This is a genomic window from Nocardiopsis metallicus, from assembly GCF_014201115.1.
Taxonomy (GTDB): Bacteria; Actinomycetota; Actinomycetes; order Streptosporangiales; family Streptosporangiaceae; genus Nocardiopsis; species Nocardiopsis metallicus.
Map to the genome: position 1 here is coordinate 3733591 of NZ_JACHDO010000001.1, position 13923 is coordinate 3747513.

Annotated in this window: 8 protein-coding genes; all 8 read right to left on the bottom strand. The window is 71.5% G+C overall.

Going from position 1 to position 13923, the window contains the following annotated elements; genetic code table 11:
* Window positions 1–68: 68 nt before the first annotated feature.
* The 8 genes from HNR07_RS16250 to cobA all read right to left on the bottom strand — a co-directional run bounded on the left by HNR07_RS16250 (window position 69) and on the right by cobA (window position 13698).
* Window positions 69–620 (bottom strand): globin, encoded by a 552-nt coding sequence (locus HNR07_RS16250; protein ID WP_246420335.1) that lies wholly within the window; start codon window positions 618–620, stop codon window positions 69–71.
* A gap of 211 nt (window positions 621–831) precedes the next feature.
* Window positions 832–1596 carry an arginase family protein gene (locus tag HNR07_RS16255; protein ID WP_221318837.1) on the bottom strand — a complete coding sequence of 255 codons (765 nt, stop codon included), beginning with the start codon at window positions 1594–1596 and terminating at the stop codon, window positions 832–834.
* Between the two features lie 185 nt (window positions 1597–1781).
* Window positions 1782–3446, bottom strand: a complete 1665-nt coding sequence (gene ettA, locus HNR07_RS16260; protein WP_184365716.1) for an energy-dependent translational throttle protein EttA — start codon at window positions 3444–3446, stop codon at window positions 1782–1784.
* Between the two features lie 604 nt (window positions 3447–4050).
* The gene (locus HNR07_RS16265; protein WP_312893828.1) at window positions 4051–5241 is read right to left on the bottom strand and encodes a DUF4192 domain-containing protein; all 1191 of its coding nucleotides are present in this window, start codon (window positions 5239–5241) and stop codon (window positions 4051–4053) included.
* 171 nt (window positions 5242–5412) lie between these two features.
* A complete protein-coding gene (locus HNR07_RS16270; RefSeq protein WP_184365718.1) occupies window positions 5413–6768 on the bottom strand; it encodes a GGDEF domain-containing protein in 1356 nt (451 codons plus the stop codon).
* Window positions 6769–7476: 708 nt separating this feature from the next.
* A complete protein-coding gene (locus tag HNR07_RS16275) occupies window positions 7477–10458 on the bottom strand; it encodes a GTPase (RefSeq protein ID WP_184365719.1) in 2982 nt (993 codons plus the stop codon).
* Window positions 10455–12344 carry a dynamin family protein gene (locus HNR07_RS16280; protein WP_184365720.1) on the bottom strand — a complete coding sequence of 630 codons (1890 nt, stop codon included), beginning with the start codon at window positions 12342–12344 and terminating at the stop codon, window positions 10455–10457. Before HNR07_RS16280 ends, HNR07_RS16275 begins: the two co-directional genes overlap by 4 nt.
* A gap of 73 nt (window positions 12345–12417) precedes the next feature.
* The gene (gene cobA / locus HNR07_RS16285; RefSeq protein WP_312893831.1) at window positions 12418–13698 is read right to left on the bottom strand and encodes a uroporphyrinogen-III C-methyltransferase; all 1281 of its coding nucleotides are present in this window, start codon (window positions 13696–13698) and stop codon (window positions 12418–12420) included.
* Between the last annotated feature and the right edge of the window lie 225 nt (window positions 13699–13923).

Here is a 13923-nt window from a genome sequence, read left to right on the forward strand (position 1 = left end):
TCCCAACGCTCCGGATTCACCAACAGCGTCCAGGGGAGACCGAGACTCGACCCACGAAAGTACGGGGGTCAGCGCTTCAGGGAGATGGTGACGGCCTCGCCGTCGTCATCGTCTCCCTGCGTCCGGCTGTCGCGGCTCACCCTGCCGTCGCCGCCCACGCGCAGCGAGGTCGGCTTGGCCACCGCGGGGGGCGTGGCCTCCCCGGGAACGTTCACCATGCTGTGCGCGGCCATGACCATGTACTCCCAGAGCTGGCGCTCCAGGACCTCGTGCATGTCCAGGGAGTCCACCGCGGCGCGCATGTGTTTGAGCCACAGGTCGCGCTCGGCCGCGCCGACGCGGAACGGCACGTGTCGCATGCGCAGGCGCGGGTGGCCGCGCTGCTCGTTGTAGGTGCGGGGGCCTCCCCAGTACTGGATGAGGAACAGACGCAGGCGCTCCTCGGCGGGCCCCAGGTCCTCCTCGGGGTACATGGGCCGCAGCACGGGGTCGTCGGCGACGCCCTCGTAGAAACGGCGAACCAGGAGGGTGAAGAACTCCTCACCGCCCACGGCCTCGTAGAACGTCATCTGCGCGGGCTCGTCGCCCGCGCCCTGGTGGTCATCACGCGCGGAAGTCATCGGGTCCAGGGTATGCCACGTTCACGATCCCTCTCCTGGGCCGGTCGGCAGGGAATAGTCACGGGGTCGGAGGGATGTTCCCGCTTCCGGTCCCCCGGGCCCGGGGCTCGGTCGCGATGAGCCGCCTCCCGTAGGGCCCCGGTGGTCCTGACGTCCCGGACAGCTCCGGTGGCCTCGGTCGTACCAGAAGTCTCGTGCACGGGTGCGACCCTCAGGAAACGCTGGCCAGGAGCTCGGTGAGCAGGCGGGAGCGGACGCCTCCCTCGGCGTCCAGTTCCTCGTCGGCGTGCCAGGTGCAGCCCACGCTCAGGGCGACGACCCTGCCGGTGCCGAGAATCGTACGGACGGCTGAGAGGACCTCGCCGGTCCGGGGGCCGCCGGGGGTGGGGAACAGCAGGCCGGGGGCCTCGGCTGCGTCGATGACGTCCAGGTCCACGTGGAGCAGGAGGGGGCCCTCGGGGAGCGTTCCGGGTTCGATGTCGGTGACCTTGCTCCGCCGTACCGCGGAGGTGCGCAGGTACTCCTCCTCGGGCGGGTCGAGGTCGCGTCCGTCCACCAGGAGCAGCCGTTCCTCCGCGATGTCCCGGAGCCCGAGCCGGTCGGTGGCCGGATCCGGCCGGTAGCCCGCGAGCACGCGCAGCGGGATCCCGCCCTCGTACCCGGAGGCGCTGGTCTCCATGGTCTGGACGTCGCCGTGCGCGTCGAACCAGACGACGGCCGGGTCCACCCCCGCGCGCTGCACTCCGGCGGCGGTTCCGAGGGCCACCATGCAGTCGCCGGACAGTACGGTCGGGACCCGCCCGACCCAGACCTGGTCGGCCACGCGGTCGGCGACCTCCTCGTGGAGTGCCGCCATCCGGACCCACCGGTCGGCCTCCGGCAGATCCGGATGCACCGTCACCGCCCCCGCCGGTAACGGGAGCCGGAAGGCGGGCAGGTGGTCGTCCAGGTGGTAGGGCACACACAGAATCGTCATGCCAGGACCATAGTGACGGGAGTGCCTGTCAGTACAGGGTTTTTCGCACCTGAAACACCGGCGGGCACCGGGTCACCGGGGAACGCGAAGGCCCCGCCGACCGGACGGATCCGGCCCACGGGGCCTGTCGGTGCTGCTTGACCGCTGGGCGGTGGCTTCGCTGACCGCTGGCCGCTGTCCGGTGACTAGTCGCGGGTCAGCTTGCGGTGGGTGACCGCGTGCGGACGCGCGGCCTCCGGGCCCAGGCGCTCGATCTTGTTCTTCTCGTAGGACTCGAAGTTGCCCTCGAACCAGAACCAGGAGGAGCCGCCCTCCCAGGCGAGGATGTGCGTGGCGACGCGGTCCAGGAACCACCGGTCGTGGGAGGTGATCACGGCGCAGCCCGGGAAGTCCAGGATGGCGTTCTCCAGCGAGCCGAGGGTCTCGACGTCCAGGTCGTTGGTGGGCTCGTCCAGGAGCAGCAGGTTGCCGCCCTGCTTGAGGGTGAGCGCCAGGTTGACCCGGTTGCGCTCACCACCGGAGAGCACACCGGCGGACTTCTGCTGGTCCGAGCCCTTGAAGCCGAAGGCGGCGACGTAGGCGCGGCTGGGGATCTCGACCTTGCCGACCGTGATGAAGGACTCGCCGTCGGAGATGGTCTCCCAGACGTTCTTGGAGTCGTCGATACGACCCCGGTACTGGTCGACGTAGGAGGTCTCGACGGTGTCACCGACGGTGATCTTGCCCTCGTCGGGGCTCTCCTCACCGACGATCATCTTGAACAGGGTCGTCTTACCGACACCGTTCGGGCCGATGATGCCGACGATGCCGTTGGGCGGCAGCGAGAAGCTGAGGTCCTCGATGAGGACGCGGTCCCCGAAGCCCTTGGTGAGGTTCTTGACCTCGACCACGGTGTTGCCCAGACGCGGACCCGGCGGGATCTGGATCTCCTCGAAGTCCAGCTTGCGGGTCTTGTCGGCCTCTGCGGCCATCTCCTCGTAGCGGGCCAGACGCGACTTGCTCTTGGTCTGGCGGGCCTTGGCGTTGGAGCGGACCCACTCCAGCTCGTCCTTGAGGCGCTTGGCCTTCTTGACGTCCTTCTGCCCCTCGACCTTCAGGCGGGCCTGCTTGGTCTCGAGGTAGGTGCTGTAGTTGCCCTCGTAGGGGTAGAACTGGCCGCGGTCCAGCTCCAGGATCCAGGTGGCCACGTGGTCCAGGAAGTACCTGTCGTGTGTGATCGCGATGACGGTGCCCGCGTACTTGGACAGGTGCTGCTCCAACCAGTTCACGCTCTCGGCGTCCAGGTGGTTGGTGGGCTCGTCGAGCAGCAGCAGGTCGGGGGCCTCGAGCAGCAGCTTGCACAGCGCCACGCGGCGCTTCTCGCCACCGGAGAGCTGGGTGACGGAGGCGTCTCCGGGCGGGCAGCGCAGGGCGTCCATGGCCTGCGCCAGCTGGCTGTCCAGATCCCAGGCGTTGCGGTGGTCGAGCTGCTCCTGGAGCTTGCCCATCTCTTCGAGCAGGTCGTCGGAGTAGTCCGTCGCCATCTGCTCGGCGATCTCGTTGAAGCGGTTCAGCATCGCCTTGGTCTCGGCGACGCCGTCCTCGACGTTCTCCAGGACCGTCTTGCTCTCGTCGAGCCGCGGTTCCTGAGCGAGCAGACCCACGGTGAACCCGGGCATGAGCCGCGCCTCACCATTGGACGGCTGCTCGATGCCGGCCATGATCTTCAGCAGCGTCGACTTACCCGAGCCGTTCGGGCCAACGACACCGATCTTGGCTCCGGGCAGGAACGACCCCGAAACGTTGTCAAGGACGACCTTGTCGCCGTGCGCCTTGCGCACGTTTTGCATGGTGTAGATGTACTCCGGCATGCCTCCCAGCCTAGGGCGTCAGGGCGTGTGCCCGGACCTGTCGGGACTCCGAATCGTGACGATCCGCAGGAGTCCGCACCATCCCGGATCGGAGCTCCCCGGCCGGCACCGAGCACGACCTGGCACGGCGGGGGTGAACGATCCCGTCCCGGCGGGCTCGTCGTCGGCCGCTATCCGGCATCACGTCAGCGGTGTCGGCGGGACGGCCGATGGCGGGCCGGACACACCCCGCTCCGAGCCCTCACCGAGGGGTGCCAGAACGCGCTCGACGCCCCGGGAGCCGCAGTACGGGAGGCGTACCGCGCAGAGGGTGTCCGCGCGCGCTGGCACACCCCTGCGCGGGTTCTGGCCCGAATCCGCCGCCATCCCTGGCACAGGGTGTGGAGCGGGCACGGGGCCTGGAGCGGGGCAAGGCGTGCTGCGGGCGCGGACGTCGATCCCGTCGATCCCCACCCCCGCCCCGCCAACACGGCCCCGTGGCCACCCTCGTTCACGTCGTCCCCGAATTCTCACCGCTCCCGCTCCCGCTCCCGCTCACGCCCAGTCGCCCGGTCGGCCAGTCGGTCAGTCGGTCAGTCGGTCAGTCGGTCAGTCGGCAAGTCAGTCAGTCAGCCAGCCAGGGGCAGCGTTGCCGCTCGCCACGCGGCCCGAGGCGCCACCACTTCCTCTCATGCCCGGGTGGCGCCGAGGACGAGGGCATTCCCTGCCCCACGCGCGAGGTAGCCCCGGGAGCGGCGGCGCCGGTCGTACTACTCAGCGGGATCGGGGTGCGGGTTGGTCTGGAGGGGTCCGCTTCGTCCTCGGCCCCGACCTCCTCCTCGCTCTGGTGGTCGAGGCGCTGGGCCAGGAAGCCGCGCCAGCGTTCGGCGGGCAGTCCCCACCGCAGCGCCCGGGACATGAGGACCGCCATCGCGTAGCCCGGGTCCGCCTTCAGGGCGAGGTCCAGGGCGGCCCGGGCCAGGTCGTGGTCGTCGTGCTGCCAGGCGGCCACCGCCAGCAGGGCGGCCGGGGCCGGGAGGTGGCGTTCGGGGACATGGCGGACCAGCCTCGACCACAGGCGCATGTGGAGCCGTGCGGTCTCCGGGGTGATCCGGGTCCACACCGCGTCGCGCACGCGCAGTCCGGTCAGGTGGACCCCCAGCCGCCCCAGGGTCCGCGGGTCGGTGACCCGCCGCCGGCGCTCCTCGCGCAGCGCGTCCAGTACCTCGGGGGTCCGACGCCGGGCCCCGTCCCCCTCGGACGCCTCCTCCTCGGCCGCCGTCGCCGCCTCGGCCACCGCCTCTCGCAGCTTCCCACGCACGGGGTCAAGGAGGAACCTGATCCGCGCGGAGGGCCCCGGGTCTCCCGGGACCAGCCCGCGCAGGACCGCCTCCGCCGGGACCGGTGAGGTGTCCGGGTCGAAGCGTGTGCCTTCGTCCGGGCAGCACCCGAGGTCCTGGCAGAGGTAGGACCAGTAGCGTCCCCCGGTCACCCGGAGCGCCTCCAGGACCCGGACCCCTCGGACACGGGCCGCCTGGAGGAGGGAGTGGATGTGCGGAGTGACCCGCTCCGGTTGACCGAAACCGGCCACGAGGAGGGCGCTGCCGTCAGCTGCCAGTGCCGCGGACACCGCCGCCCCACCGCTCCGCTCCGGGGTGAGGACGTGGTCCAGGTGGTCGAGTCCGCCGTAGAGGATTCCGAGCACATGGCCCTCACCCACCACCAGCGCGACCAGCGCGTCGTCCAGGGGCTGGGACACCAGGTAGGGCAGGGCTGCGAGAAGGTCGGCCGGGGCCCGCAGCCGAAGCGGGCTCACTGGGGAGTTCGGGGGCTGGGAGGGGTGGGGAGGGTCGGCGGGTTCAGGGGACGTTCCATGCTGATCACCGGGCATGGTTCCACGTTCGGTGACCGGGCGCGGGGGCGCAAGCAGCCCCCGCGAACCTGTGGATAACCTGCCCCGACCACCCTCCTCCGACGTTCTCGCAGGTCAGGAAGGGTCACCCGGGTTGCTCGTGGAATCGGTGATCTCGCCCTCCCGGGGGCCGGGGATCTTCCCGGACACCTCGGGGCGCCCGGCCGGCAGGCACACGCGGTCGCGGCCGGTCTCCTTCGCCCGGTAGAGCGCGAGGTCGGCGGCGGTCAGCAGCTCGACGAGGTCGTCACCGTGGTCACCGGCCACGGCCACCCCGATCGAGATGGTGATGGACACCAGGACGTCGTCCACCGCGATCTCCATCCGGCCGACCTGGCAGCGCAGGCGTTCGGCGGCCTGCCAGGCCTCGGTGGTGTCGGCCCCCGGCAGCATGACCACGAACTCCTCGCCGCCGAAGCGGCCGAGCAGGTCCGACTGGCGCAGCTGCTGGGAGATGGTCGTGGCGACCCCGAGCAGGACCTGGTCGCCGAAGAGGTGCCCGTAGTTGTCGTTGACCCGCTTGAAGTGGTCGATGTCGACGATGAGCACCGCCGCGCGGCCACGCGTGGAGTGGGCACGAACGATCTCGGCAGCCGCTTCCCTCTCCCAGGTGGGTGCGTTGAGCAGGCCGGTCTTCGGGTCAGTCCGGGCCGCAGCCCTCAGCTGCTGGTAGACCAGGCTGCGCTGCAGCAGTAGCACCGGTGGAACCGCGATCACCAGCAGGAACAGCGAGAGCTGGGCGAGGATGGCGACGGTGACCCCGACACATAATTCGGCGGAGTCGACCAGGATCCCCTCCCTGTCCCACAGGTCGCGGATACCGCCGGTGACACCGCCGAGCTTGCTGCCGCAGAACACCAACAGGCTGTTCAGGACGGTGAATCCGGCACAGCAGGCCAGGGCCAGTGCCGCGCCGCTGAGGCTGAGCAGGGCCTCGTGGGAGTTCGGGGAGCCGCTGATCCCGGCCGGGAATCCGACCTGGCTCCCGTGCCAGGCCACTGAGGCGATGAACCCCGAAACGCCCACAACTGAGGCGTTGAACACCCGCCGGTGCGGCACCGTGTGACTGCGGCGGTGCCGGAGCATCAGGTAGATGGGGATCGGGATGAGGAGCAAGTACACCGGCGGCAGAAGGAGCATCGCGGGGAACCACCAGGCTCCCAGGAGGTCCCGGCTGACCCCGGCGGGCATGTCGATACGGCTGACCGCGGCTATGCATATCAGGGCGGAGACCACGAGAGCGAGCAGCAGGGCGACGTCGATGAGCCTGAGGGTCGTCTGCGCCGCGGCCACCCCGAACAGGAACAGCGCAACGAAGACCATCAGAAACACAAAGGCCACCAGCCCGGGGGGCTGCTGGAAGATCAGCCAGGTACGGCGCTCCCCCGGGGAACTCTCATCGGCCGCCACCGGCTTCTCCGAGATGCTCACCGCTTCGTCCTCCCTCCCGGTTTCACCTTCTACCCTCGAACCCTTGGCTACTCTGATGTACTCACCGCCTCCCACGGTTCCCCTTTCGACGAACCGGATTCGCCCCGCGTTCCCTCGCGGTGCCAGTCGGTGACCAGCGGGGTTCGACATCCTTCCTGGTAGGCGCCGGGCAATCACACCGGCACTACTTTACATTACTTTGGGTAATAACTTAATTGCCGATTGTATGTACCTTGCAGGCTGAGGCTACCTTAGTCCTCACCCTCTGTTCCAGGGGGCTTGGTTAGCGTGACAAATTGGGGCATCCTGCCATAGGGCATCGGTGGTTCCGGCCGGAAATCTGGACCGGTCCGTCGGGCACCGTCTTGTCCGACGCACCGACCGCCCGATCCCCGTCAGCACTCAGCACACAGCACACAGCACACAGCACTCGAACCGTAGGAGCATCAAATGGCGAAGAAGATCTGGAACTGGCTCTAAGTCCCCCTCCCTGACACGATCGGGGGCGGGCAGCCCTCAGGCTGCCCGCCCCCGATCACTTCGGGTCGGTCGAGGCTCACCCTCGGCCGACCTCTCGTGTTGTGGCCGCTGTGTTCTGTTGTGCGCGCCGGGACCGTATCGATCCCGAGTCCGCTTCGCGGCCCGGACCTCCACCGGCCCCTCACCACGGCACGCGGCTCAAGCCCCGACGACTCAGTTCTCGAGGACTCAGCCCTTGACCCTGGCCACCTCGTAGGCGGCCCGGAAGGCCCGGTAGCGGGCGAGTTCGTTCTCCAGCTGGGTCACGACCCGGACCCCGGCGATCTCCCGGACCCGTCCCTGTGCGGTGCGCTCCACGTCCTCACGGCGCTGGACCGCGGCCACCTCCACGAGGTTCCCGCAGCCCACCCCGGTCAGCCAGCCCACCAGGAGACTGGCCAGGAGCAGGGCGCCCGAGTAGGCGATGAAGACCGGGTCATCGAACATCCGCAGGCCGGTGATGCCGCCGCCGAGCCAGCTCAGCAGGGACAGCAGGGCCCAGGCGAACCCCGCACCGGCCACGGCGAGCAGTGCGTACTGCACCGCGCGGGCCGTCTTCCACCACGACGGACTGCGGTCCGGATCACCGACCGCGCCCGCGACCGCCTCACCGAGTTCGGTCGGCAGTTCCGCCACCCCGCTGCGGGCGGCCGTGCGCATCCGGCGGCGCCACGGGCCGGGCATCTGCGCGGACACCTGGTCGGCGGCCTCACCCAGAACCGTCTCCAGTTCGGCCTCGTGCGCGTCGACCGGACCGCCCACACCGGGTTCGTCCCGGCGCAGGAAGTCGAGCTGGACCGCGGCGAGCGGGTCCTTGCGGAGCTTGGCGATCTGGCGGGCCACCGGCCAGCCGACCCGGCGCTTGCCGCGTCGGACGTCGTTGGTCTCCACCACGTCGGCCACAGCGGTGACACCGGCAGCCTTGGCCAGGCCCTCCTGGATCCGGGACCGGACCTGGGCGGGCACCGTCTCGGGGATCTCCCCTTCGCCGTAGAACTCCTCGAAGGGTTCGATGACCTGGTCCAGGTCGGCGACCAGGCGGTCGACCAGGGCCCGGCGCTCGATGACCGTCTCACTCAGGAACTCGCGCACCTCGCGAATACCCTGGCCGGTCACGGTGGAGGTGGTGATCACCCGCGGGTGCACACCCGACTCCGTCTCCAGGAGGCGGCGCAGGTCGGTGAGGAGCTCCTCCAGCTCGTCCGGCGCGACCTTGTCCACCTGGTTGAGGACGGCGACGGTGACCGCACCGTGCCCGGCCATCTTGGCCAGGTAGCGGTGGTGCACGGCGGCGTCGGCGTACTTCTGCGGGTCGAGCACCCACACGAGCAGGTCCACCGAACCGATGAGCCGGTCGGCCTCCGCGGTGTGCATGCTGCGGACCGAGTCGTGGTCGGGCAGGTCGAGCAGGACCAGGCCGGTCAGCTCTGAGTTGCCCGTGTCCAGGACGCTGGTGCGCGAGTGCCGGTAGCGCGTGGGCACACCCAGCCAGCTCAGGAGCGCGTCGGCGCCCTCGTGCCCCCACACGCAGGCGTGCGCCTTGGACGTGGTGGGGCGGGTGACGCCGGTCTGGGAGAGTTCGAGCCCGCACAAGGCGTTGAACAGGGATGACTTCCCGCTTCCCGTGCCTCCGGCCAGTGCCACGACCGTGTGTTCACCGGACAGGCGCAGGCGCGCCCCGGCGTGGTCCAGCAGCTGTCCGGCCCGGCCCAGGACCTCCTCGGGCAGGTCCTCCTGGCCCAGTTCGACGAGGGTGCTCAGGGCGTCCAGCCGCTCGATGAGCTCGGCGCGGCTGGTGGTGCTGGTGGGCTGCCAGTGGTCGTGGCTGGTGGGGCGGTACTCCTCTTCGTCCGCTGCCGAGCCGGAGCCGTCCCGTGCCTGCCCGCCCACGGCCTGTGGCCCGGTGCCGTGGCCAGGGGCGCCCGAACCGGAAGCGTCGGGGCCGGTGCGCGGTGCGGTGGTGTCGGCCCCGATCGCCCGGAAGGCGCCCGAGACGGCGGAGGGCCCGGGGACGCGGCGGGGCAGGGGTTCGGGGTCGTCGTCGGCGGCCCCACCCTGTTCCGGGGCCGCGGTACCCGGCTCGGCGGTCCGGGCGCTGTCGCCGGTGGCCCCGGCGGCTGCGGGGGCTCCGGCACGCGCGGTCTCCGCCGTCCCGCTCCGGGCCTCCTCCGTGTCGGTGCCCTCGGCCCGCTCGTCGTCCTCGGGGCCCGGAACCCAGGTGGCGGTGGTCTGCTGGGCGACTCCGGGGGCCGGACGGGAGGTGTGGCGGCGGGGGCGCTCCCCCCGCCCGCCGCGCTCCGAAGCGTGCTCGGGGTCGCGCTCCGCGGCGGCTTCGGCCACGGGGTCGGAGGCAGGGCCGTCCGGCCCGTCGTCGAGCAGGTCGGCACCGGCGGTGCGGTCGTCGGTCCGGCCGGTGGTACGCCGGGCCGGACGCCCGCCCTGGCCGTCCGGGCGTTCGGTGTCCGGGGTGACCGCCGGGAAGGCACCGGTGTTGCGCCCGGCGATGCGGGTGTCGTCTGCGGCCTCGGTGAGACTGCCGACCCAGCCCGCCAGACCGTCGGGGTCGTCGTGGTCGGCCTCGCCGCGGCGGCGCCGGTTCCCGTCACCGTCCACGCCTTCGGCGCCGGCCTCGTCCGCCGCGGCGGCGGAGGGGCGCGCGTGGCGCCCGAAGCGACGCTGACGGGCCCTGGCCGCTTCCGCCGACTCCGGGTGAGGTTCCGGTCGCCCTGGGGCTCTGGCGTCGCCCTGGGATTCCTCCTGGGAGGCGCCCTGTGCCGTGCCCGCTCCGGAGGGGTCCGGGTAACCGGTGATTCCGTCGTAGGCGGGCGGCTCGAAGGCCGCCGCTTCCGAGGCGGCCCGTTCACGCTCCTCGGCGTGCGCGGGGTGTTCGGGCACCGGCATCGTGTAGCCGCGCCAGGGGCCGCCCTGGTGGGAGGCGGGTTCCCTGGTCGGGGCGGAGGGCTCCGGATCCGGAGCGGCGCGCTCGTCGTTCCAGGGGCTGCTCGCCGCGGAATCGTGCGCGCGGGAATCGTGCGGGGCGGGTTCCCGGGTTCCGGCCCCCTCCGAGGCGGAACCGTCCGCGGCGGGTCCGCTCTCGCGCTCCTCGCCCTCGTCGCGGCTCGGACCCGGACCGGTGCCCCCCGTGTGAGCGGGGTTCCACTGAGTTGTCATCGCGCAATCTCAAGGTTGTACGTGGCCTGGTAGAGCTGGACGGCGCTGTCCTCGGACGGGATGCCCGCCGTCGACAGGGCGTGGTCGAAGGGCGCTCGCTCGTGGGTGAGCAGCCCGAGGACCCGCTTGCGCAGGTTCTCCCGCGCGGAGCCGCCGATGCTTCGCAACGACTGGGCGCCGAACAGCCCCTTGAGCAGGCGCTGCGGGGACGGCCCGGAGGTGTGGGCCGCGTGGGCGCCGCCTCCGGAATGGGATCGTTCGTAGCCGAGCAGGTCGATGATCATGACCAGGGCGACGATCTCGTGGTCGAAGGTGACGAAGCGGGCCACCGATCGTTTGGTGGCGCCGTTGGCCGCGGTCATCTCCGCGATCTCCTGCTGCCACTCGGAGATCTCCTGGCGGACCTGTTTGGCGAGCAGCCCGCTGCCGGGCTGGTCGAGGGCCTTCTCCGCCAGTTCGGCGCCGCCGGGGACCTCCCGCCAGCGCTGCTCGATCTGGTCCGAGGCGCGCTCGTTGGCGGAGACCACCAGGGCCTCCAGCGCGTCGCGGACGGCGCGTTCCAGAGCGCTGACCCGCTGGCCGCGCTCGGCCTGTTCGGCGCGGCCCTTGCGGGCCCGCTTACCGCGCAGGCGCAGGCTCTTGGCGAGTTCGCCGCTGGCCGCGACCTCCTGCCACCGGGCGAGCAGGGAGCCGCGCAGCAGGGTGCCGTCGCCCAGGGCGGTGTCGATCCGGGCGGCCGCGCCGGCGTAGGCGTCGTCGACGTCGGCGCCCAGGGAGCGGCCGGTCTCGATCTGCGCCTCGACCTGCCGGGCGAGTTCGGGGACGCGGCTGCGGAAGCTGTCGATGACCCCGATGAAGGTGCGCCGGGAGACCCGGTCACGCTGTTCGGCCTCACCGGCCACGTCCGCGAGGTAGTCCCGGATGTGGTCGGCGACGTTGGAGGTGAAGCGTTCGCCCTCGATCTGGTCGGTCTCGGGGATCGCGAAGCGGGCGGCGTTGCCCAGGCCGTTGGCCTCGAGCATCGCGCCGAAGTGGTCCAGGAGCTGGCGACGGCCCTTGCGGGGCACCCGGGAGAGCACCACGGCCAGGGAGGTGTCGCGGTCCCGGGCCACCTGGAGGAACTCCCACACGCGCGCGTCCGCGTACCGGCCGCTGGTGGTGACGAACACCCACAGGTCGGCGGCGTCCAGGAACTTGGCGGCGAACTCGTGGTGGGCGGCGACGGCGGAGTCGACGTCGGGGGTGTCGAGCAGGGCCACGCCGGGGGGCATGGCCTCGGTGGCGGCGAGCACCAGCATGCCGTCCTTGCCGGGCATGGCCAGGCCCTGCTGGCGCACCCGGGGCAGGGAGGGGATGAAGGAGGCTTCGCTGAACCAGTCGACATCGGCGGGGTTGCAGGCCAGCACCGGGCTGTTGGTGGTGGGCCGACGCACGCCGGTGGTGGTGACCTGCTCGCCGACCAGGCTGTTGACCAGGGTGGACTTGCCGGCGCCGGTGGAACCGGCCACGGCGATGAGCAGGGGGATGTCGGGACGGCGCACCCGGGGCAGGACGTAGTCGGAGAGCTGGGCCAGGACGTCTGACTGGAGGACCTCGCCCTCCTCGGCTCCGGGGATACCCGGTGCGAACTCCAGGTCCCGGATCTGCTTGCGCAGCGACTCCAGTACCTGTTCGAAGCGGTCGTCCTCGTTGCTCGGGGCGCGGTGTTTGGCGGGTCCGGCGGGCACGGGGACCGTGGGGCCCCGGCGTTCGTCGGGTACACCGGCCAGGTGCATGGCTTCGGGGCCCGGTGCGGCGGGCTGGGCGGAGGCGGCGTCCGGTCCGGTTCCGAACCGGTCCGAGGCACCTTCGCCCGAGGCGTTCGGTGCGGCCGACGGCCGGGTCATGATCGGTGTGCCCTCCTCATCGGTACTGGGATTCCCCCGGCGGCGCGGCTGGCGGGCAGCGCCGCCGGAGGTCTCACTGAAGATCGCGCCCGGTTGCCAGTTGATCGATCTCGAACTGGGCTCCCGTGTGCAGTATGTCAAGATCCCGCGCTGTTTTGACCACTTCTCCGATGATCACCACGGCGGGGGGCCGTACTTGGGCCGATCGGGCCGAGGCGGCGATGTCCGCCAGCGTACCCGTCACCGTCCGCTGTCCTGGCAGTGTGGCCTCCTGGACGACCGCGACGGGAGTGTCCGGGGCGCGGCCGTTCTCGATGAGGGCCTCGGTGATGGCCTCGATCCGCTGCACGCCCATGAGGGCGACCACGGTGCCGCCCGCGCGGGCCAGCCCGGCCCAGTCCACGGTGGAGCGGCTGTCGCCGGGGGCCACGTGCGCGGAGACGATGTGCACGTCCTGGGCCACACCGCGGTGGGTGGCGGGGATCCCGGCACTGGCCGGGGCGGCCAGGGCGCTGGTCACTCCGGGGACGGCGATCACGGGGACGCCCGCGGCGGAGCAGGCCGCGGCCTCCTCGCCGCCGCGGCCGAAGAGGAAGGAGTCGCCGCCCTTGAGCCGGACCACGAACTTGCCTTCCCGGGCGCGCTCGACGAGGACGGAATTGATGTCCTCCTGTGTCATGGAGCGGCCGTAGGGGATCTTGGAGGCGTCCACGATCTCCACCTCCGCGGGCAGGCGGTCCAGGAGCGAGGTCGGGGCGAGGCGGTCCACCACCACGACGTCGGCCTGGGAGAGCAGCTGCTGGCCGCGGACGGTGATCAGGCCCGGGTCGCCGGGGCCGCCGCCGACGAGGGCGACACCGCGCAGGCGTTCGCGGCCGCGGCGGGCGTCCAGGGTGCCGTCGGCCAGGCCGTCGATGACGGCGTCGCGCAGGCCGGCGGAGCGCCGGGGGTCGCCCGAGGCGATCACGCCCACGGTGATGCCGTTGGCCGAACCGCTGGCCGGGGTCCAGGCGGAGGAGGCGTGCCGGTCGTCGGCGCGCACGCACCAGACCCGGCAGCCCTCCGACTCCTCGGCGATCTCGGCGTTGACCTCGGGAGAGTCCGTCGCGGCGTGCACGAGCCAGAAGGCGGGGGCATCGGGACCGCTGACGTCACCGGCCTCCCAGGGGCGGCGCAGCCAGGTGAGGTGGCCGGCGTCGGCGAGGTCCTCCAGAGCGGCGGAGGCCTCCGGGGAGACGAGGGTGACGCGGGCACCGGCCTCCAGTAGGACGGGGACCCGGCGTTGGGCCACCCTTCCACCGCCGACGACGAGGACGTCTCGGTCCTTCATGCGCAAGCCCAGGAGATAAGTCACGGATCGCACCCCTTCGGTCGTCCGCACCGGCCCCCCGGCTTCGACGGCGGGGTGCGCACACAGGGCCCGGGGCCTGGCGCGCCGCCGGCGATATTCGGCGATTACTCCAAAGCACCTTGTCAAAGCGGTATTACACGGAGGTAAAGGGGCGAGCACGGGAAAGGGTGACGCGCACCGCATCCAAGGCGGGGAAGGGCGAGCGGTACGGAGCCGAACGAAGCACGA

What these genes read in the sequence shown, in the direction of transcription:
- ettA (WP_184365716.1), bottom strand. Translation starts at nt 3,446, where the DNA reads ATGCCGGAGTACATCTACACCATGCAAAACGTGCGCAAGGCGCACGGC.
- HNR07_RS16255 (WP_221318837.1), bottom strand. Translation starts at nt 1,596, where the DNA reads ATGACGATTCTGTGTGTGCCCTACCACCTGGACGACCACCTGCCCGCC.
- HNR07_RS16275 (WP_184365719.1), bottom strand. Translation starts at nt 10,458, where the DNA reads ATGACAACTCAGTGGAACCCCGCTCACACGGGGGGCACCGGTCCGGGT.
- HNR07_RS16280 (WP_184365720.1), bottom strand. Translation starts at nt 12,344, where the DNA reads ATGACCCGGCCGTCGGCCGCACCGAACGCCTCGGGCGAAGGTGCCTCG.
- HNR07_RS16250 (WP_246420335.1), bottom strand. Translation starts at nt 620, where the DNA reads ATGACTTCCGCGCGTGATGACCACCAGGGCGCGGGCGACGAGCCCGCG.